The organism is Variovorax sp. RCC_210 (genome assembly GCF_041355175.1).
Classification (GTDB): Bacteria; Pseudomonadota; Gammaproteobacteria; order Burkholderiales; family Burkholderiaceae_C; genus Variovorax.
The window spans coordinates 1,423,079-1,441,874 of sequence record NZ_JBFUPJ010000001.1 but is presented as its reverse complement, the minus strand read 5'-3'; the positions used below and the strand labels follow the sequence as shown (position 1 = coordinate 1,441,874).

The window sequence follows — 18,796 nt, the reverse complement described above, 5'->3', positions numbered from 1 at the left end:
CATGAGCGCACCTTCCAAGACCATTCGCCGCGCCAAGGCCGGCACCACCGAAGCACCCTGGGTGCGCTGGGCGCTGATCGGCATCGCGCTCGCGTTCATGTTCCTGTTCCTCGTGCTGCCGCTGGCCGCCGTGGCCACCGAGGCGCTGCGCAAGGGCCTCTCGGCGTACCTCGACGCGCTGAAGGAGCCCGATGCGTGGAGCGCCATCCGGCTCACGCTCATCACGGCCGCCATCGCGGTGCCGCTGAACCTGGTGTTCGGCGTGGCCGCGGCCTGGGCCGTGGCCAAGTTCGAGTTCCGCGGCAAGGCCTTGCTGACCACGCTGATCGACCTGCCGTTCGCGGTGTCGCCGGTGGTGGCGGGCCTGATCTACGTGCTGGTGTTCGGTGCGCAGGGCTGGATCGGCCCCTGGCTGGCCGAGCACGACATCAAGATCATCTTCGCCGTGCCCGGCATCGTGCTGGCGACCGTGTTCGTGACCTTTCCCTTCATTGCGCGCGAACTCATTCCGCTGATGCAGGCGCAGGGCACCGACGAGGAGCAGGCCGCCATCGTGCTGGGCGCGACCGGTTGGCAGACCTTCTGGCGCGTGACGCTCCCGAACATCAAGTGGGGCCTGCTTTACGGCGTGATCCTGTGCAACGCGCGCGCCATGGGCGAGTTCGGCGCGGTGTCGGTCGTATCGGGGCACATTCGCGGCCAGACCAACACCATGCCGCTGCATGTGGAAGTGCTCTACAACGAATACCAGTCGGTGGCCGCCTTCGCGGTGGCCTCGCTGCTGGCCATCCTTGCGCTGGTGACGCTGGTGATCAAGTCGGTCATCGAATGGCGGCACGAGCGCGAGATGAAGGCCATTGCGGAACTGCCGCCCGAGCGGCCCACGGCGGCTTGAAAAGCCCCTGGGTGAGGCGAGAACCCTCACCCCGACCCTCTCCCCAAGGGGAGAGGGAGTGACCAGAAGAACACACAGGCAGAGATCCATGAGCATCGAAATCCGCAACATCAGCAAGCAGTTCGGCGACTTCCGCGCACTGCGCGACGTGAACCTCGACGTGGAGTCGGGCGAGCTCGTCGCGCTGCTCGGCCCCTCGGGCTGCGGCAAGACCACGCTGCTGCGCATCATCGCGGGGCTGGAAACGGCCGACGCCGGCACCATTCTTTTCTCGGGCGAGGACACCACCGACGTGCACGTGCGCGAGCGGCAGGTGGGCTTCGTGTTCCAGCACTACGCGCTGTTCCGCCACATGACCGTGTTCGAGAACGTGGCCTTCGGCCTGCGCGTGAAGCCGCGCAAGGAACGCCCGAGCGACGCGCAGATCAAGGCCAAGGTCACCGACCTGCTCAAGCTGGTGCAGCTCGACTGGCTGGCCGACCGCTACCCGTCGCAACTCTCGGGCGGCCAGCGCCAGCGCATTGCGCTGGCCCGCGCGCTGGCGGTGGAGCCCAAGGTGCTGCTGCTGGACGAGCCCTTCGGCGCGCTCGACGCCAAGGTGCGCAAGGAACTGCGCCGCTGGCTGCGCCGCCTGCACGACGAGCTGCACGTGACCTCCATCTTCGTCACGCACGACCAGGAAGAGGCGCTCGAGGTGGCCGACCGCGTGGTGGTCATCAACAAGGGGCAGATCGAGCAGGTCGGCTCGCCGCAGGAGGTGTGGGACCAGCCGGCCAGCCCCTTCGTCTACGGCTTCCTGGGCGACGTGAACCTGTTTCACGGCCGGGCCGACAACGGCGCCGTGCAGCTCGACGGCATGCGCCTGGACTCGCCCGAGCACAGCGGCGCGCGCGACGCCAAGGCGCGCGCCTACGTGCGCCCGCATGACATCGATGTGACACGCTACGTGCCGGGCGCCTCGGGCATCGTCGCCACGCTTTCGCGCGCGATCGTGGTCGGACCCACCGCGCGGCTGGAACTTGAACCCACCGAATCGAATCCAGATAATCCGGGCTCCGGAACCATCATCGAGGCGCAACTCCCTGCGCAACAGTTCCGTGACCTGGGCTTGAAGGAAGGCGACACCGTCGTCGCCAACCCACGCAAGGCCAGGGTGTTCGTAGAAGAAGATTGGGTGTCTCCTTGATCGATTGGTACTTCGGCGTGCCGCGCCGCGCGCTCGGGCTGATCTGCCTGGCCTGCGTTCTCATGCTCGCCTTCGGGCTCTACCTGCAGCACGTGGTCGGGCTCGAGCCTTGCCCCATGTGCATCGTGCAGCGGTATGCGCTGGTGCTGGTGGCGCTCTTCACCGGGCTGGCCGCCATCTTCCGCACCCGTGCGCTGCAGGTGACCGGCAGCGTGCTGGCGCTGGTGGCGGCCATCGGCGGTGCCTACACGGCCGCCTCGCAGAGCTGGCTGCAGTGGTATCCGCCGGAGGTGGTGTCCTGCGGGCGCGACCTGTACGGAATGATCGAGACCTTTCCGCTGAAGCGCGCGCTGCCCATGATTTTCCGCGGCGGCGGCGACTGCTCGAAGATCGACTGGACGCTGTTCGGCCTGACGCTGGCGAACTGGTCGTTCATCGCGTTCGTGGTGCTGTCGCTGATGCTGCTCACGCTGCTGGTGCGCTCGCGCCGGGCCCGCTGATCTTCAACGCATCGGGCGCGATGCCCCGCTGATCTCCAAAGCATCGGGCGCAATGCCCCGATGCCGCCCCTGTCTTTAGGGGACCTTCAGGAACCGCCGCTAGGATGAAAGCCGCTGCCGCACCCCGTGCGCGCCAGCGGCGTTTCACTTCATCCTCACTGCATGCAAAACACCCCCAAGCGGCGCTCGCGCAAGCTCGTCTACGGCCTCGTCGCCGTGGTGGCCCTGGGCCTGCTGTCCCTGTTCTGGTTCAGCCCGCCCAAGAAGACCGACTACCTCACCGCCACGGTGCAGCGCACCGACCTCGAGAACGCCGTGCTCGCCACCGGCGTGCTGCAGGCGCTCAAGCAGGTGGAGGTGGGCGCGCAGGTCAGCGGCCAGCTCAAGTCGCTGAAGGTGGTGCTGGGGCAGACCGTGAAAAAGGGCGACTGGCTCGCCGAGATCGACCCCGTCATCTCGCAGAACACGCTTGCGCAGGAGCAGGCCAAGCTGGAGAACCTGCAGGCGCAGAAGCTCGCCAAGGAAGTTCGCGTGAAGCAGGCCCAGCTCACCTGGACCCGCCAGCAGGACATGCTCGCGCAGGACGCCGCGGCACGGCAGGACATGGAAAGCGCCGACGCCGAGCTGCGTGCGCTGCGCGCCGACGCCGTGTCGCTGGAGGCGCAGATCCGTCAGCAGAAGCTGGCCGTGGCCTCGGCGCAGACCAACCTGTCGTACACGCGCATCGTCGCGCCCATCGACGGCGACGTGGTGTCCATCAGCACGCTCGAGGGGCAGACGGTGGTGGCGGCCTTCCAGGTGCCCACGCTGATGAAGCTGGCCGACCTGTCGACCATGACGGTGAAGGCGCAGGTGTCCGAGGCCGACGTGGTGCGCGTCAAGCCCGGGCAGCCGGTGTACTTCACCATCCTGGGCGACCCCGACAAGCGCTACCACGGCACGCTGCGCGCGGTGCAGCCGTCGCCCGAAAAGATCAACAACGCCGTGTTCTTCAACGCGCTGTTCGACGTGCCCAACCCCGACCGCACGCTGCGCGTCGACATGACGGCGCAGGTCGCCATTCTTCTGGGCGAGGCGAAGCAGGCGCTGACCGTGCCGCTCACCGCGCTGGGCGCGCGCGACACGGAAGGCCGCCAGGACGTGCGCGTGCTCAAGGCCGACCAGACGGTGGACACGCGCAAGGTGCGCGTGGGCATCAGCAACAACTTCCAGGCGCAGGTGCTCGAAGGGCTGAAGGAGGGCGACACGGTGATCACGGGCGACCCGTCGGCCGTGGGCGACCGCAATGACAGCGGTGGCGGTGGCAGCAGTGGTGGCGGTGGCGGGGACGGCGGCGGACCGAAGGGCAAGCGCCCGTGACGGACGCCACGGTGCCCGCGAAGCAAGCTCTGCTCGCGCTGCGCGGCATCGGCCGCAGCTTTCCCTCGGGCGAGCAGGAGGTGCAGGTGCTGAAAGACGTCGACCTCGACATCGGCCATGGCGAAATGCTGGCCATCGTGGGGGCCTCGGGTTCGGGCAAGTCGACGCTCATGAACATCCTCGGCTGCCTCGACCGGCCGAGCACCGGCACCTACACCGTGTCGGGCCAGGACGTGGGCACGCTCGACAGCGACGCGCTGGCCGAGCTGCGGCGCGAGCACTTCGGCTTCATCTTCCAGCGCTACCACCTGATGCAGCACCTGACGGCCACCGGCAACGTCGAGGTGCCCGCCGTGTATGCCGGCACCGACGCGCAGGCCCGCGACACGCGCGCGCGGCAGCTGCTCGCGCGCCTGGGCCTGGGCGACCGCACCGAGCACCGGCCCAGCCAGCTCTCGGGCGGCCAGCAACAGCGCGTGAGCATCGCGCGCGCGCTGATGAACGGCGGCGAGGTCATCCTGGCCGACGAGCCGACCGGCGCCCTCGACCGCAAGAGCGGGCAGGAGGTGATCGGCATCCTGCGCGAGCTGCATGCGCAGGGCCACACGGTGATCATCGTGACGCACGACATGCAGGTGGCGAGCTGCACCGAACGCATCATCGAGATCGCCGATGGCGAGATCGTGGGCGACCGGCCCAATGTGCCTACTGTGGCCGCGCCCGCGCAGGACGGACAAGGCGTGCAAGGCGTGCAAGGCTCGCAAAGCGACGCAGCCGCGCCCGGGGCGATGACCCGCCCCAAGCTCGGCATCGCGCGCTTCAGCACCGGATGGGCCCGCTTCGCGGAGGCTTTCCGCATGGCCTGGCGCTCGATGATGGCGCACCGCATGCGCACCGCGCTCACCATGCTGGGCATCGTCATCGGCATCACCTCGGTGGTGTCCATCGTGGCCATCGGGGAGGGCGCCAAGCGCTTCGTGCTGTCGGACATCCGGGCCATCGGCACCAACACGCTGGACGTGTACCCGGGCCGCGACTTCGGCGACGACAAGGCGCAGAGCATTCGCACGCTGATACCCGCCGACCTCGACGCCATCTCGGCGCAGCCCTATGTGCACAGCGTGACGCCCGCCACCTCGCGCAGCGTGCGCCTGCGCTACCGCAGCGTGGACATCAACGGCACGGTGAACGGGGTGAGCGACGCCTTCTTCCGGGTGCGCGACATGCAGATGACCAGCGGCGCGGCCTTCACGGCGAGCGACGTGCGCCACCAGTCGCAGGTGGTGGTGATCGACCAGAACACGCGGCGCAAGCTGTTCCCCGAGGGCACCGAGGCGGTCGGCAAGATCATCCTGGTGGGCAACCTGCCTTGCACGGTGATCGGGGTGTCGCAGGACAAGAAGACGGTGTTCGGCGACAACAAGTCGCTCAACATCTGGCTGCCGTACAGCACCGGCGCGAGCCGGCTCTTCGGCCAGCAGCACTTCGACAACATCACCGTGCGCATTCGCGACGACCAGCCGACCAAGGCCGCGGAAGACAGCATCGTGAAGCTGCTGACCCTGCGTCACGGCAGCAAGGACTTCTTCACCTTCAACATGGACAGCATCGTGAAGACGGCCGAGCGCACGAGCCAGTCGCTGACCTTGCTGCTGTCGCTCATCGCGGTCATCTCGCTGGTGGTGGGCGGCATCGGGGTGATGAACATCATGCTGGTGTCGGTCACGGAGCGCACCCGCGAGATCGGCATTCGCATGGCCGTGGGCGCGAGGCAAAGCGACGTGCTGCAGCAGTTCCTCACCGAGGCGGTGCTGGTGTGCCTGGTGGGCGGGTTGATCGGCGTGACGCTGTCGTACGGCATCAGCTTTCTGTTTTCGGTGTTCGTGAAGCAATGGCAAATGATCTTTTCGCTGGGGGCCGTGGTGTCGGCATTTCTGTGCGCGTCGCTGATCGGCGTGCTGTTCGGCTACCTGCCGGCGCGCAATGCGGCGCGGCTGGACCCGATCGAGGCGCTGGCGCGTGAGTAGCGTGAACAGGGTGAACAGCTCCCGCCTTCTTTCCACGGTGGCCGCCGCGGTGCTGCTGCTGAACGGCTGCACGCTGTTCCAGCCGGCGCAGCGTGTGCCGCGCCCGCTCGACGTTCCGCAGGCCTGGCAGCAAGGTGGCGCGGAGAGCGAGGGAAGCGCATCAGCGGTGCTGTCCGCGAACTGGTGGGCGGCGTTCAACGACGCGCAGCTCGACCGGCTCATCGACGACGCACTGCGCACCAACAACGACCTGGCCGCCGCAGGCATCCGCGTGCAGCGCGCGCAGTTGCAGGCGGGGCTGGCGAACACGAACCTCACGCCGGCGGTGGCGGGGCAAACCAGCACCTCGCGCAGCTACGACCTGAAGCACGGTGGCGTGGCCGGGTCGGCATCGAACTCGCTGCTGAGCCTGAGCTACGAGCTCGACCTGTGGGGGCGGCTGTCGGCGCAGCGCAGCGCGGCCGATTGGGCGCTGAAGGCGACCGAGTCCGACCGCCAGGCCACGGCGCTCGCGCTGGTGGGCACCACGGCCGGCCTTTACTGGCAAACCGGCTACCTCAACCAGCGCATCGCGTTGAGCGAGGCGGGCATGGAAGACGGCCGGCGCATTCTTGCGCTGGTGCGCGTGAAGTACGCGGCGGGCGCGGTGTCGGGGCTGGACGTGGCGCAGGCCGGCCAGAACCTGGCCACGCAGGAGGCGGCGCACACGCAGCTGCTGCAGCAGCGCGTGGAGGCGCGCAACGCGCTGGCCATCCTGTTCGACCGGCCGCCGGAGCCGATGGCGGTCGAGCCGCCGAGCTTGCCGGACATCGCCTTGCCCGCGATCGACGCCGGCGTGCCCGCGAGCTTGCTGGGCCGCCGGCCGGACCTGCGCGCGGCGGAACAGCGGCTGCGCGCGGCGCTCGCGAACGTCGATGCGACGCGCACCGGGTTCTATCCGGCGCTGAGCCTCACCGGGTCGCTGGGCACATCGAGCACCGCGTTGGGCGAACTGCTGAAGAACCCGGTGGCGACGCTCGGTGCCGGGCTGGCCTTGCCGTTTCTGCAATGGAACACCGCGCGGCTGAGCGTGGGTGTTTCGCAGACACAGTACGAGGAGGCGGTGGTGGGCTTTCGGCAGTCGTTGTACACGGCGCTGTCGGAGGTGGAGAACGCGCTGTCGTCACGCACGCAGTTGCGCGCCGAGAGCGAGAAGCTCGCGCTGGCGCTGCAGGAGGCGCAACGCGCGGAGCGCTTGTCGGAGGTGCGCTACCGCGCGGGGGCGACGGCGTTGCAGCCTGTGCTGGATGCGAAGGACCGGCGGCGTACGGCGGAGGTGTCGCTGGCGCTGAATCGGTTGAATCAGCTGAATGCGACGATGACTTTGTACAAGGCGTTGGGTGGGGGGGCTGTGGGGGCTTCAAGCTGAATTTGGGCGCGTGCTTTTTCGGAGGCACCGCCCTCACCCTAGCCCTCTCCCGCGGGCGGGAGAGGGGACAACACGGCGGCATCGGCGCTTGTTCTCCAACTCCCGGTATTGCTCCCTCTCCCGCTCGCGGGAGAGGGCTGGGGTGAGGGCAGCAGCCTCGACCGTCCACACTGCCGCCGCACCGACCCCCAAAAAATCAATCCTGAAACGGCGCCTTCTTCGCCAGCTTGCGAACCACCAACCCCGGCAGCCGCAGCACGAACTCCACCATCAACCGCGCGTGCATCCACGTCAGCAGCACGTTGTCGCGCCCATAGCGAAAGTGCGACACGCCGCCTTCTTCCGCCGTCAGGTATTTCACCGGCGCATCGATGTTCACCGGCTTCACGCCGCGCCAGGCCAGCCGCACCACCGCTTCGGTGTCGAAGTCGAAGCGCCGCATCCACGGCTGGCGCTGCATCACGGCAATCAGGTCGGCCACCGGGTACACGCGAAAGCCGTAGAGCGAATCGCCGACGCCGGCGAACAGGGTCTCCAGCTGGGTCCATCCGTTCGACACGCGCCGCCCGCGCACGCGCAGCAGCGGCGCGCTGGCGTCGAACACCGGCCGGCCGAGCACCATGGTCTCAGGCCGCGCCAGCGAGGCGTTCATGAATTCGGGAATCAGGTCGGCCGGGTGCTGGCCGTCGGAGTCCATGGTCAGCGCATGCGTGAACCCGGCGTCCCTGGCGGCGCGCAGGCCGTGCAGCACGGCCGAGCCCTTGCCCTGGTTCTGCGGCAGCACCCACACGCGCAGGCCCGGGTCGCCGGCGGCCAGTTGTTGCAGCCGCTCGCCGGTGCCGTCGTCGCTGCCGTCGACCACCACCCACACGGGGTTCCATTGCGCGCGCGCGGCGGCAACGGTCGAGAACAGGCGTTCGCCCGTGTTGTAGCTGGGGATCAGGACAAGGTGTGTGCGCGAGGCGTCTGGCATTCGGGAGACGCGTCTGTAGCGCGCTGTTCGAGGTTTTGGCGAAAGTACTGTTCCAGGTCGGCCTGCAGCACGTCGCTGTCCTGCGTGGGCGCGAAGCGCTTGCCCAGCCGCAGCGTGAACACGATGGGCAGCGGCGGCACGCGCCACAGCGGCCAGCCCTTGCCGAGGTAGGGCGAGTCGGTGTCGATGAACACGGTCTGGATGGGCGCCTGCGCCAGCTTGGCGATCAGCGTGGTGCCGGGGCGAAACGGGTTGAGCGGCGGCGTCACGGTACGCGTGCCTTCAGGAAAAACCACCAGCTGCCCGCCGTTGCGCAGGTCGTTCACCGCCAGGCGCACCATGGTGCGCGCCGACTTGTTGCTGATGTAGCGCGCCAGCCGGGCGCCGGCGCCGAGAAAGATGTTGCCCATCAGGTCGGCCTTCATGATGCAGGCGCTGCGCGGCAGCCGCGCCACCAGCAGCAGGGCGTCGAGCATGGTCGGGTGGTTGGCCACGAAGATCACGCCGGGCTCCTTGCGCATCGGGTCGAGGCAGGAGGCGTCGATGCGCATCATGCCGGTCACCGAGGCCAGCCACCAGAACATGCGGTAGGCAAAGGCGATGGTGGTGCGCCCCAGCGCGCGCGCCGGCGCCACCGGCATCACCGGGTAGAGCAGCATGGCGACCACGTTCCACACCAGGGAGATGAGGCCCAGGAACAGCAGCAGCGCGTAGAGCATCAACGCGAGCGGAATCGACGTGAGGATCGACGTGATGAAGCGCAGCACGCGAATCATTGGATCAGGCAATCGGACTGCACACGGTCGGACAACGACCGCTCAGGCCCGCAGCTGACCGGCCGCCACCGTGTGGGCCTCGATCTCGACCAGCAGGTCGGCGCGGCAGATGTCCGCCTCGAGGTAGACCGCATGGCGCGCCATGGGTGCGTCGGCGCCCAGCGTGTCTTCGAGAACGCTGCGCACGGCCTCGGTGTCCGACGGGTGCCGCACGTAGACCACGCAGTCGAGCTCGGCCAGGGCGAACTTCGCCGTGCCGCGCGCGTTGGCGGCATCGACCACCGCCTGCAGGTTGCGCAGCGTTTCGCGGGTTTGCTCCAGCACGTCGCCGTGGTGCACGGTTTCGTGGCCGACGATGCTCGCCGTGCCCGAGATGAACAGGGCGATGTTGCCGTCGCCGATGTCCGCCAGCGCGGCGCGCGAGAAGGTCGGCGAACGCGGGCCGTAGGTTTCGGGGTAGCGGTAGGCCGAGACCTGGCGCGGGTTTTCCAGCGGCAGCGGCGCCTGCTGGCCGGCCAGGAAGCGTATCGACAGCGAGCCCTGGTGAATGCCCAGGGCGCAGGCCGCCGGGGCGCCTTCGAAGGCGGCGCGGCCGGCTTCCAGGAAGGCTTCTTGCCGGCCCAGGTTGAACTGGCGGTAGCGCTCGAGCCCGCCGCCGTCGGCGTTGATCTGCGGCAGGTAGTTCCAGATGCGCTGCAGGTGCGGCGCGCCGGCCTGGTCCAGCGTCTTGAACAGGTCGCGGTAGGCGCGGTGCGCCAGCTCGGCCAGGCCCTGCTGCTCGGCCGCTTCGTTCAGGTCGATGGCGCCCAGCAGCCAGTGGCCGTCGGTGCGCCAGCGCGCGATGCCGGTGGTGCCCGACTCGATGTGCGGGCCGCTCACGTGCCACACGTCGGCCATGGCGCCTTGCGTGGACAGCACGCGGGCGTTCACGGTCGGCATCCAGGCCACGCCGTGGGGCGTGCCGTAGCCCAGGGCCGCGAAGGGCGCCTTGCCGTGGGTGGCCAGCGCGAGGCTGTCCGGCAACGAAAGGCGCTCGACGCGCAGATGGGAAGAGAGTTGGGAGGAGTTGGGGTCCTGAGCTCGCACTGTCACCTGGCCTCTGGGATGGGTTCTGGTTTGATGGCGGTATAGGCGGAAAACACGCCGAGGCTGGCATGGCGCTGCACGTCGCGAAAGCCCGCGGCGGCCAGCGCCTGCATCACCCGCTCGGGCGGAATGCAGGCCTCGATGGTGTCCCAGTAATAGCGCCACAGTTCCGAGGTGTTGCGCTGGCGCCCGACCACGCGGGCAATCAGCGGCACCACGGCACGCATGTAGCCCTTGAGCAGCGCCGTTGCGACGCGGCCTTCGGGCTTGGTGATTTCCAGCACCGCCACGCGCCCGCCGGGACGCAGCACGCGGTGGAATTCGCTGAAGGCGGCCGCCACGTCGCTGATGTGGCGCATGGCGTAGCCCATGCTCACGAAGTCGCAGCTGGCGTCGGGGCGGGGCAGGTTTTCGGCCACGCCGCGCAGCAGCTCGACGCCGGGCAGCTTGACCTGGCTCATCATGCCGGCGCTGGGGTCGACGCCCACGAGCTGGCCGGTGGAGCCGATGAGCTTGAGCGCCTCGCGTGCGACGAGCCCGGTGCCGATGCCCACGTCCAGCACCTGGGCGCCTGGCGTCAGGCCGGCCTGGCGCAGCGCCGCGCGGCGGTACGAGGGACCGGTGCCGAAGGCCAGCACGCTCTCGATGCGGTCGTAGTCGGCGGCGGTGCTGTCGAAGATGCGCAGCAGGAACGCCTGGTGCTCCGCCTCGGTCTTGTAATACAGCGGCAGTGGAGCGTGGGGCGGCAGGGTCTCGGAATTCCCTGGCGCTACGGAAGGCGATGGCGTCATCGAACGATTATCACCAAAAGGCCCGAGCCGAAATCCCGGGTCCGCCCGGGCGTTGTGCGCGCCGGACAGTAAACTCGGCGCTTGCTTTGAAAACACAAGACAGCGAGATAGAAAGCCATGGCCGGACACAGCAAGTGGGCAAATATTCAGCACCGGAAGGGCCGCCAGGACGAGAAGCGCGGCAAGCTCTGGACCCGCGCCATCCGCGAAATCACGGTGGCCGCCCGCGCCGGCGGCGCTGACCTGGGTTCCAACCCCCGGCTGCGGCTGGCGGTCGAAAAGGCCAAGGCGGTGAACCTGCCGATCGACACCATCAAGCGCAACATCGACAAGGCCACGGGCAACCTCGAAGGCGTCAACTACGAAGAAATTCGTTACGAAGGGTATGGCATCGGCGGCGCGGCGATCATCGTCGACACCATGACCGACAACCGCGTGCGCACCGTGGCCGAAGTGCGCCACGCCTTCTCCAAGCACGGCGGCAACATGGGCACCGAAGGCTCGGTGGCCTTCCAGTTCAAGCACTGCGGCCAGATCATCTTCGCGCCGGGCACCAGCGAAGACAAGGTGATGGAAGTGGCGCTGGAAGCAGGCGCTGAAGACGTGGTCACCGACGACGACGGCGCCATCGAGGTGATCACCGCCGTGGCCGACTTCGAGGCCGTGAAGAACGCGCTGGAGGCCGCCGGCCTGAAGCCCGACGCCGCCGAAGTGACCATGCGCGCAGAAAACACCGTCGACGTGACCGGCGAAGACGCCGCAAGAATGCAGAAGCTGCTCGACGTGCTCGAGGACCTGGACGATGTGCAGGACGTGTTCCACAACGCGTCGCTGTCCGAGTGATCGAGTCGGCACCCGTGATTGTTTTGAATCTCAGAGAGAAATGAAGGCCCGCGAATGAAGGTACTGGTAATTGGAGGAGGGGGCCGTGAACACGCTCTGGCGTGGCGTCTGTCGCAGGCTACGCGGGTGAGCCGCGTGTACGTGGCGCCCGGCAACGGCGGCACCGCCACCGACACGCGCTACGACTGCATCGACATCACCGAGCCCGCCGCGCTGCGTGAGTGGGCCATCAAGGAAAAGATCGCGCTGACCGTGGTCGGCCCCGAGGCGCCGCTGGCGGCGGGCGTGGTGGACGAGTTTCGTGCGCACGGCCTGCGCATCTTCGGCCCGACGCAGGCGGCCGCGCAGCTCGAGAGCTCCAAGGCGTTTTCCAAGGCGTTCATGAAGCGCCACAAGATCCCGACGGCCGAGTACGAGGCCTTCACCGACGCCGCCGCGGCGCACGCATACATCGACGCCAAGGGCGCGCCCATCGTCGTCAAGGCCGACGGCCTGGCTGCCGGCAAGGGCGTGGTGGTTGCCATGACCGCGCAGGAAGCGCACGAGGCGGTCGACTTCATGCTGGTCGACAACAAGTTCGGCGTGTCGCACAACGAAGGCGGCGCGCGCGTCGTCATCGAAGAATTCCTGCAGGGCGAGGAAGCCAGCTTCATCGTGCTGTGCGACGGCAAGAACGTGACCGCGCTGGCCACCAGCCAGGACCACAAGCGCCTGCTCGACAACGACGAAGGCCCCAACACCGGCGGCATGGGCGCGTATTCGCCGGCGCCGGTGGTCACCGCCGAGGTGCATGCGCGCGCGATGCGCGAAATCATCCTTCCGACCATCCGCGGCATGGAGAAAGACGGCATTCCGTATACCGGCTTCCTGTACGCCGGCCTGATGATCGACGCGGCTGGCCACCCGAAGACGCTGGAATTCAACTGCCGCATGGGCGACCCCGAGACGCAGCCGATCATGATGCGCCTGAAGTCCGACCTGTTCGAGGTGTTCTGGCACGCCACCGACGGCACGCTCGACCAGGTCGAGCTGCAGTGGGACCGCCGCGTGGCGCTGGGCGTGGTCATGGCCGCGCACGGCTACCCGCTCTCGCCGCGCAAGGGCGACCGCATCACCGGCATTCCGGCCGAGACGCCTGACGCGGTGGTGTTCCATGCCGGCACCACGCTGGAAAACGGCGAGCTCAAGACCAGCGGCGGGCGCGTGCTCTGCGTGACCGTGCTGGCCGACAGCGTGAAGCTCGCGCAGCAGCGCGTGTACGAGGTGGCGGCGCGCGTCAATTTCGACGGCGCGCAGTACCGCAAGGACATCGGATTCCGCGCGCTTCACGCGCGCAACACCCCCAGCGCCTGATGCAGCACACCGACCCGGCCGCTGTCGGCGACTACCTGCGCGGACTGCAGCAGTCGATCGTCGCGGCGGTCGAGCAGGCCGATGGCGGCACCTGCGTTCGCGATGCCTGGCAGAAGGCGCCGGGCGAGCCGCTGCAAGGCCAGGGGCTCACCTGCATCCTCGAAGGCGGCGAACTCTTCGAGCGCGCGGGGTGCGGCTTCTCGCAGGTGCGCGGCCCGAGGCTGCCGCCCTCGGCCACGCAGAACCGGCCCGAGCTGTCGGGCGCGCCCTTCGAGGCGATGGGCGTGTCGCTGGTGTTCCACCCGCGCAACCCCTACGTGCCCATCGTTCACATGAACGTGCGCATGCTCGCCGCATTGCCCGAAGGTGGCGAGCCGGTCTGCTGGTTCGGCGGCGGCATGGACCTCACGCCGTGCTACGGCTTCGAGGAAGACGCGGTGCACTTCCACACGGCTTGCCGCGATGCGCTCGCGCCGTTCGGCGACGACAAATACCCGCGCTTCAAGACATGGTGCGACGAGTATTTCTTCTTGAAGCACCGCAACGAGCAACGCGGCGTGGGCGGCATCTTCTTCGACGACTTTTCCGAAGGCGGCTTCGACAACGGCTTCGCGCTGATGCGCTCGGTGGGCGACGGCTTTCTGCCGGCGTACCTGCCGCTCGTCGAACGTCGGCGAGACATGGCCTACACCGAGCGGGAGCGCAACTTCCAGCTCTACCGCCGCGGCCGCTACGTCGAGTTCAACCTGGTGTGGGACCGCGGCACGCACTTCGGGCTGCAGTCCGGCGGGCGCACCGAATCGATCCTGCTGTCGATGCCGCCGCTGGCGAGCTGGGCCTACCAGCAACAGCCCGAGGCGGGCAGCCCCGAAGCCGCGCTGTACAGCGACTTCATCGTGCGGCGCGACTGGCTGTGAACCCTTCCGGCAAGGCTGCGCGCATCGGTGTTTTCGGTGGTGCGTTCGACCCACCGCATAACGCCCATGTGGCGTTGGCCGAGGCCGCGTTGGCGCAGCTCGACCTGGCCGAGCTGCACGTCATTCCCACGGGGCAGGCCTGGCACAAGAGCCGCACGCTCATACCGAAGGAAGACCGCCTCGCGATGACACGGCTGGCGTTCGCCGGGCTCCAGGGCACCGTCGTGGTCGACAGCCGCGAAGTGTTGCGCGACGGCCCCACCTACACACTCGACACCCTGCACGAACTGCAGCGCGAACAGCCCGGCACACAGCTGGTGTTGATCATGGGCGCCGACCAGGCAACGGCCCTGCCGAGCTGGCACGGCTGGCAGGATATACTCCGCACTGCTATCGTTTCTGTAGCGTATCGCGCACTATCGACGGGCGACACTGCTCGTTTTGATCCGAAAATGCTGCCCGGCCTCCCGGCTGGCGCGCGTTTCGAGGCGCTCGAATTGCCACTCATGGACACCAGCGCCACCGAAGTTCGGCGGCGCGCGGCACTGGGCGTGGACATTTCCTCGCTGGTTCCGCCCTCCGTTGCACGCTATATTGACCAACACCACCTCTACCGCTCTGCCTGATGACCACTGAAGCCGCCGCCAAGAAAGACACCCAGAAACTCCAGCGAGCCATCATCGATGGTCTCGAAGACGTCAAGGCGCAGGACATCCAGGTATTCGACACAGAACATCTGTCGCCGCTGTTCGAGCGCGTGATCGTGGCGTCGGGCACCTCCAACCGCCAGACCAAGGCGCTGGCCGCCAGCGTGCGCGACGCAGTGCGCGAAGCCGGTTTCGGCAAGCCGCGCATCGAGGGCGAGGAAAACGGCGAGTGGATCATCGTGGACTGCGGCGCCGCCGTGGCGCACATCATGCAGCCCGCCATCCGCCAGTACTACCACCTGGAAGAGATCTGGGGCGACAAGCCGGTGCGCGCCAAGCTCGGCGCCGCCAAGCCGGCCGCGTCGACCAGTTCGTCGGTGGCCGACGAGCCCACGGGCAAGAAGAAACCCGCCGCCAAGGAACCGACGCTGCGCCGCTCGAGCGCCGCCAAGACCGCCATCCGCGCCGCAGAGCAAGAAGCCAAGGCCGCCAAGGCACCGGCCCGCAAGCCGGCTTCCAAGACGGCCGCCAAGACCGCAGCCCGGAAGGCGCCCGCCCGCAAGACGGGCACCACCGCGCGCGTGCCGGTCAAGGTGGTGGGCAAGCCCGCCGCCAAGAAGGTTGCTGCCAAGTCCGCGGCCTCCAAGCCGGCGGCAGCCCGGCCCGCGGCAGCCAAGAAGGCGCCTGCCAAGAAGGCACCCGCCCGCCGCGCATGAAGCTCCTGGTGGTCGCCGTCGGGCAGCGCATGCCCGATTGGGCGCAGACCGCCTGGGACGACTACGCCAAGCGCTTCCCGCCCGAGCTCAAGCTCGAGCTGCGCGCCGTCAAGACGGAGCCGCGCGGCTCCAAGACCCTGGAAACGCTGTACGCCGCCGAGCGCGAACGCATCGAGGGCGCCATTGCGCGCGGCATGCGCATCGTGGCGCTCGACGAGCGCGGCACGGCGCTGACCACCAAGGCGCTCGCTTCGCGGCTGCAGACCTGGCAAGGCGAGGGTGACGACGTCGCCCTGGTCATCGGCGGTCCCGACGGCCTCGACCCGGCCTTCAAGGCCGCGGCGCACGAACGCATCCGGCTGTCCGACCTGACGCTGCCGCACGCGATGGCGCGGGTGCTGCTGGTGGAGCAGCTGTACCGGGCATGGTCGGTCAACGCGGGTCATCCTTACCACCGCGAATGACGGGCGCCGACGGGCAGGCTGCGTGGCTCGAGGAAAAGGGGCACGCGCTTTTGTCGACGTTGCTTCCGGCGTTGTTGCCGCCCGATCTGCTCGAAGAGACGTCGCAGTCGCTCGACCGCTGGCTCGGCCAGTCCGCAGGCAGCCGCAACCTGCTCGCCCATCCGCAATGCCTGGCGATGGCGGCCCGGCTGAACACCCGGTTGACCGCCCTGGGCCTGCTCGACACGGCTTCGGTCGCGGTGCAATGCACCTTGTTCGACAAGACGGCCGACAAGAACTGGCTCGTCGCGCTGCACCAGGACACCTCGATTCCCGCTTCTGCCGACGGCATGGCGAGCGTCTTGAAGGAAGGCGAGCCCTATGTGCAGCCGCCGGTCGACGTGCTGCAATCGCTGTTGGCCGTGCGCGTGCACCTCGACGATTGCGGGGCCGATGCCGGCCCCTTGCGCGTCGTGCCAGGCAGCCATCGCGCGGGGCGCCTGGACGCTGACGCGGCGCAGGCCCTGCGCAGCGCGCATGGCGAAACCATCTGCACCGCCGCACGCGGCGACGCCTTGCTGATGCGCCCCTTGCTGCTGCACGCATCGTCGCGCGCCCGGTCGCCTGCGCGGCGGCGCGTGCTTCACTTTCTATTCGGACCCGAACGCCTGCCGCACGGCCTGGTCTGGAACCGCACAGTGGCCGGCAGCCCGCCGCCGCACCAGGAGAACTGAACCTTGCCGGACTTCATCTACCTCGCCTCGCAAAGCCCGCGCCGCGCCCAGCTGCTCGGCCAACTCGGCGTCCGCCATGCGCTGCTGCTGGCCGATGCCGGCGAAGACGCGGAATCGCTCGAAGCCGTGCTGCCCAACGAGGCGCCCGCCACCTACGTGCAGCGCGTGACCGCGCTCAAGCTCGATGCCGCCGTGGCGCGCCTGCACCGCCGGGGCCTGGCCGAGGCGCCGGTGCTCTGCGCCGACACCACGGTGGCGCTGGGCCGCACCATCCTCGGCAAGCCCGAGGACGAGCAGGACGCGGCGCGCATGCTGCGGCTGCTTTCAGGCGCCACGCACCGCGTGCTGACCGCGGTGGCGCTGCAGCACGGCGCGCAGCGCTTCGCGGCGCTCAGCGTCTCGCGCGTGCGCTTCGCCAGGATCACAGACGCGCAGGTCGCGCGCTACGCGCACAGCGGCGAGCCGCTGGGCAAGGCCGGGGCCTATGCGATCCAGGGCGCCGCGGCGGCCTTCATCGAGCACATCAGCGGGTCCTATTCGGGCATCATGGGCCTTCCCATGTTCGAGACCGCAGAGCTGCTTCGAGGCGCCGGTTTTACTACCTAAGAATTCCATGCAAGACATCCTGATCAACTGGTCCCCGCAGGAGACCCGTGTGGCGCTGGTCGAGCACGGCGCGGTGCAAGAGCTGCACGTCGAGCGCACGCTCGAGCGCGGGCTGGTCGGCAACATCTACCTGGGCAAGGTGTCGCGCGTGCTGCCGGGCATGCAGTCGGCCTTCATCGACATCGGCCTGGAGCGCACCGCCTTCCTGCACGTGGCCGACATCGTCGCGCCGTTCACGCCGGGCTCGCGCCCCAGCGCGCCCGCGCCCGAGCGCGACCACCGCAACGGCGGCCCCATGGTGCCGATCGAGAAGCAGGTGTTCGAAGGCCAGTCGCTGCTGGTGCAGGTCATCAAGGACCCCATCGGCACCAAGGGCGCGCGGCTGTCCACGCAGATCAGCATCGCCGGCCGGCTGCTGGTGTTCCTGCCGCAGGACAACCACATCGGCGTGTCGCAGAAGATTCCGTCGGACCAGCGCGAGTCGTTGCGCACCCGCATGCTGGCGCTGATCGAGGCCGCCGCGGCGGCCGACAGCGGCGGCGTGGTGCCGGCCAACACCGGCGGCTTCATCCTGCGCACCAACGGCGAAGATTCCAGCGACCCCGAGCTGGCCGAAGACATCGGCTACCTGCGCAAGACCTGGTCGCGCATTCGCGACGCCTCCATGCGCATGCCCGCGATGTCGCTGCTGCACCAGGACCTGAGCCTGCTGCAGCGCGTGCTGCGCGACATGACCAGCGAAGACACGCAGACCATCCGCATCGACTCCCGCGAGCAGTTCGAGGTGCTGCTGAAGTTCGGGCTCGAATTCATGCCGAAGGCCGCGGGCAAGCTGCAGCACTACAAGGGCGAGCGGCCGATCTTCGACCTGTATTCGGTCGACGAGGAAATCGCCAAGGCGCTGGGCCGGCGCGTGGAGCTCAAGTCGGGCGGCTACCTCGTGGTCGACCAGACCGAGGCACTGACCACGGTCGACGTGAACACCGGCGGCTTCGTCGGCGCGCGCAATTTCGACGACACCATCTTCAAGACCAATCTCGAGGCGGCGCAGGCCATTGCGCGGCAGCTGCGCCTGCGCAACCTGGGCGGAATCATCATCGTCGACTTCATCGACATGGCGCGCGACGACCACCGCGAGCAGGTGCTGGGCGAGTTCCGCAAGCAGCTCGCGCGTGACCGCGTGAAGACCACGGCGGGCGGTTTCTCGCAGCTCGGGCTGGTCGAGATGACGCGCAAGCGCACCCGCGAATCGCTGGCCCACATGCTGTGCGAGCCCTGCGTGGCCTGCAGCGGGCAGGGCATCGTGAAGACCGCGCGCAGCGTGGCCTACGACGTCATGCGCGAGATCTTGCGCGAGGCCCGGCAGTTCACGCCGCGCGAGTTCCGCATCGTGTCGTCGCCGCAGGTGATCGAGCTGTTCCTCGACGAGGAGAGCCAGCACCTGGCGGGGTTGAGCGATTTCATCGGGAAGCCGATTTCGCTGCAGTCCGAGCCCGCGATCGGGCAGGGACAGTACGACATCGTGCTGCTGTAGCC

At 68.4% G+C, this 18,796-nt stretch carries 19 protein-coding genes; 15 read left to right on the top strand and 4 right to left on the bottom strand.

The features are described from left to right. Position 1 precedes the first annotated feature (1 nt). The 6 genes from cysW (at position 2) to AB6807_RS06755 (ending at position 7,375) form a co-directional block, all read left to right on the top strand. Complete coding sequence (gene cysW, locus AB6807_RS06780; protein WP_371083976.1) at positions 2–895, top strand: sulfate ABC transporter permease subunit CysW; 894 nt, start codon at positions 2–4, stop codon at positions 893–895. Between the two features lie 88 nt (positions 896–983). Then, positions 984–2,081, top strand: coding sequence for a sulfate/molybdate ABC transporter ATP-binding protein (locus AB6807_RS06775; protein WP_371083975.1), 1,098 nt, complete (start codon positions 984–986; stop codon positions 2,079–2,081). Next, on the top strand, positions 2,078–2,581 hold the full coding sequence (locus tag AB6807_RS06770; RefSeq protein WP_371083974.1) for a disulfide bond formation protein B: 504 nt from the start codon (positions 2,078–2,080) through the stop codon (positions 2,579–2,581). The genes AB6807_RS06775 and AB6807_RS06770 overlap by 4 nt, the downstream gene beginning before the upstream one ends. Before the next feature lie 162 nt (positions 2,582–2,743). Next, positions 2,744–3,940, top strand: a complete 1,197-nt coding sequence (macA, locus tag AB6807_RS06765; RefSeq protein WP_371083973.1) for a macrolide transporter subunit MacA — start codon at positions 2,744–2,746, stop codon at positions 3,938–3,940. Continuing rightward, complete coding sequence (macB, locus tag AB6807_RS06760) at positions 3,937–5,967, top strand: macrolide ABC transporter ATP-binding protein/permease MacB (RefSeq protein ID WP_371083972.1); 2,031 nt, start codon at positions 3,937–3,939, stop codon at positions 5,965–5,967. Before macA ends, macB begins: the two co-directional genes overlap by 4 nt. Positions 5,968–5,977: 10 nt before the next feature. Further along, the gene (locus AB6807_RS06755) at positions 5,978–7,375 is read left to right on the top strand and encodes an efflux transporter outer membrane subunit (protein ID WP_371083971.1); all 1,398 of its coding nucleotides are present in this window, start codon (positions 5,978–5,980) and stop codon (positions 7,373–7,375) included. A 196-nt stretch (positions 7,376–7,571) separates the two neighbouring features. Here the strand turns inward: AB6807_RS06755 and AB6807_RS06750 are convergent, their stop codons facing one another. The 4 genes from AB6807_RS06750 to AB6807_RS06735 all read right to left on the bottom strand — a co-directional run bounded on the left by AB6807_RS06750 (position 7,572) and on the right by AB6807_RS06735 (position 11,001). Further along, positions 7,572–8,348 carry a glycosyltransferase family 2 protein gene (locus AB6807_RS06750; RefSeq protein WP_371083970.1) on the bottom strand — a complete coding sequence of 259 codons (777 nt, stop codon included), beginning with the start codon at positions 8,346–8,348 and terminating at the stop codon, positions 7,572–7,574. Further along, positions 8,315–9,124, bottom strand: a complete 810-nt coding sequence (locus AB6807_RS06745) for a 1-acyl-sn-glycerol-3-phosphate acyltransferase (protein WP_116907540.1) — start codon at positions 9,122–9,124, stop codon at positions 8,315–8,317. The genes AB6807_RS06750 and AB6807_RS06745 overlap by 34 nt, the downstream gene beginning before the upstream one ends. A gap of 42 nt (positions 9,125–9,166) precedes the next feature. Next, positions 9,167–10,147, bottom strand: a complete 981-nt coding sequence (locus tag AB6807_RS06740) for a Rid family hydrolase (RefSeq protein ID WP_286515877.1) — start codon at positions 10,145–10,147, stop codon at positions 9,167–9,169. A gap of 65 nt (positions 10,148–10,212) precedes the next feature. After that, positions 10,213–11,001: a class I SAM-dependent methyltransferase gene (locus AB6807_RS06735; RefSeq protein ID WP_116907541.1), complete on the bottom strand. Its 789-nt coding sequence runs from the start codon at positions 10,999–11,001 to the stop codon at positions 10,213–10,215. Between the two features lie 117 nt (positions 11,002–11,118). Between AB6807_RS06735 and AB6807_RS06730 the strand changes: the two genes are divergently transcribed. From AB6807_RS06730 to rng, 9 genes are read left to right on the top strand one after another with little or no spacing between them, the layout of a single operon-like run. Further along, the gene (locus AB6807_RS06730) at positions 11,119–11,844 is read left to right on the top strand and encodes a YebC/PmpR family DNA-binding transcriptional regulator (protein ID WP_116907542.1); all 726 of its coding nucleotides are present in this window, start codon (positions 11,119–11,121) and stop codon (positions 11,842–11,844) included. Positions 11,845–11,898: 54 nt separating this feature from the next. Continuing rightward, entirely contained in the window at positions 11,899–13,197 is a 1,299-nt protein-coding gene (gene purD, locus AB6807_RS06725) for a phosphoribosylamine--glycine ligase (RefSeq protein WP_116907543.1), read from the top strand. Further along, positions 13,197–14,114: an oxygen-dependent coproporphyrinogen oxidase gene (gene hemF, locus AB6807_RS06720; protein WP_371083969.1), complete on the top strand. Its 918-nt coding sequence runs from the start codon at positions 13,197–13,199 to the stop codon at positions 14,112–14,114. Before purD ends, hemF begins: the two co-directional genes overlap by 1 nt. Then, positions 14,111–14,740, top strand: a complete 630-nt coding sequence (nadD, locus tag AB6807_RS06715; RefSeq protein WP_371083968.1) for a nicotinate (nicotinamide) nucleotide adenylyltransferase — start codon at positions 14,111–14,113, stop codon at positions 14,738–14,740. The genes hemF and nadD overlap by 4 nt, the downstream gene beginning before the upstream one ends. Continuing rightward, positions 14,740–15,477: a ribosome silencing factor gene (gene rsfS / locus AB6807_RS06710; protein ID WP_371083967.1), complete on the top strand. Its 738-nt coding sequence runs from the start codon at positions 14,740–14,742 to the stop codon at positions 15,475–15,477. The genes nadD and rsfS overlap by 1 nt, the downstream gene beginning before the upstream one ends. After that, complete coding sequence (gene rlmH, locus AB6807_RS06705; RefSeq protein ID WP_116907547.1) at positions 15,474–15,941, top strand: 23S rRNA (pseudouridine(1915)-N(3))-methyltransferase RlmH; 468 nt, start codon at positions 15,474–15,476, stop codon at positions 15,939–15,941. The genes rsfS and rlmH overlap by 4 nt, the downstream gene beginning before the upstream one ends. Further along, complete coding sequence (locus AB6807_RS06700; protein WP_371083966.1) at positions 15,938–16,654, top strand: phytanoyl-CoA dioxygenase family protein; 717 nt, start codon at positions 15,938–15,940, stop codon at positions 16,652–16,654. Before rlmH ends, AB6807_RS06700 begins: the two co-directional genes overlap by 4 nt. Before the next feature lie 3 nt (positions 16,655–16,657). Continuing rightward, positions 16,658–17,260 carry a nucleoside triphosphate pyrophosphatase gene (locus AB6807_RS06695; protein ID WP_371083965.1) on the top strand — a complete coding sequence of 201 codons (603 nt, stop codon included), beginning with the start codon at positions 16,658–16,660 and terminating at the stop codon, positions 17,258–17,260. Positions 17,261–17,267: 7 nt separating this feature from the next. Next, positions 17,268–18,794, top strand: a complete 1,527-nt coding sequence (gene rng / locus AB6807_RS06690) for a ribonuclease G (protein ID WP_116907550.1) — start codon at positions 17,268–17,270, stop codon at positions 18,792–18,794. The last annotated feature ends 2 nt before the right edge of the window (positions 18,795–18,796 follow it).

Coding starts and splice junctions, on each gene's coding strand:
- hemF (WP_371083969.1), top strand. CDS start 13,197: ATGCAGCACACCGACCCGGCCGCTGTCGGCGACTACCTGCGCGGACTG.
- rsfS (WP_371083967.1), top strand. CDS start 14,740: ATGACCACTGAAGCCGCCGCCAAGAAAGACACCCAGAAACTCCAGCGA.
- macA (WP_371083973.1), top strand. CDS start 2,744: ATGCAAAACACCCCCAAGCGGCGCTCGCGCAAGCTCGTCTACGGCCTC.
- rlmH (WP_116907547.1), top strand. CDS start 15,474: ATGAAGCTCCTGGTGGTCGCCGTCGGGCAGCGCATGCCCGATTGGGCG.
- AB6807_RS06735 (WP_116907541.1), bottom strand. CDS start 11,001: ATGACGCCATCGCCTTCCGTAGCGCCAGGGAATTCCGAGACCCTGCCG.
- AB6807_RS06700 (WP_371083966.1), top strand. CDS start 15,938: ATGACGGGCGCCGACGGGCAGGCTGCGTGGCTCGAGGAAAAGGGGCAC.
- rng (WP_116907550.1), top strand. CDS start 17,268: ATGCAAGACATCCTGATCAACTGGTCCCCGCAGGAGACCCGTGTGGCG.
- AB6807_RS06730 (WP_116907542.1), top strand. CDS start 11,119: ATGGCCGGACACAGCAAGTGGGCAAATATTCAGCACCGGAAGGGCCGC.
- cysW (WP_371083976.1), top strand. CDS start 2: ATGAGCGCACCTTCCAAGACCATTCGCCGCGCCAAGGCCGGCACCACC.
- purD (WP_116907543.1), top strand. CDS start 11,899: ATGAAGGTACTGGTAATTGGAGGAGGGGGCCGTGAACACGCTCTGGCG.
- AB6807_RS06745 (WP_116907540.1), bottom strand. CDS start 9,124: ATGATTCGCGTGCTGCGCTTCATCACGTCGATCCTCACGTCGATTCCG.
- AB6807_RS06775 (WP_371083975.1), top strand. CDS start 984: ATGAGCATCGAAATCCGCAACATCAGCAAGCAGTTCGGCGACTTCCGC.
- AB6807_RS06750 (WP_371083970.1), bottom strand. CDS start 8,348: ATGCCAGACGCCTCGCGCACACACCTTGTCCTGATCCCCAGCTACAAC.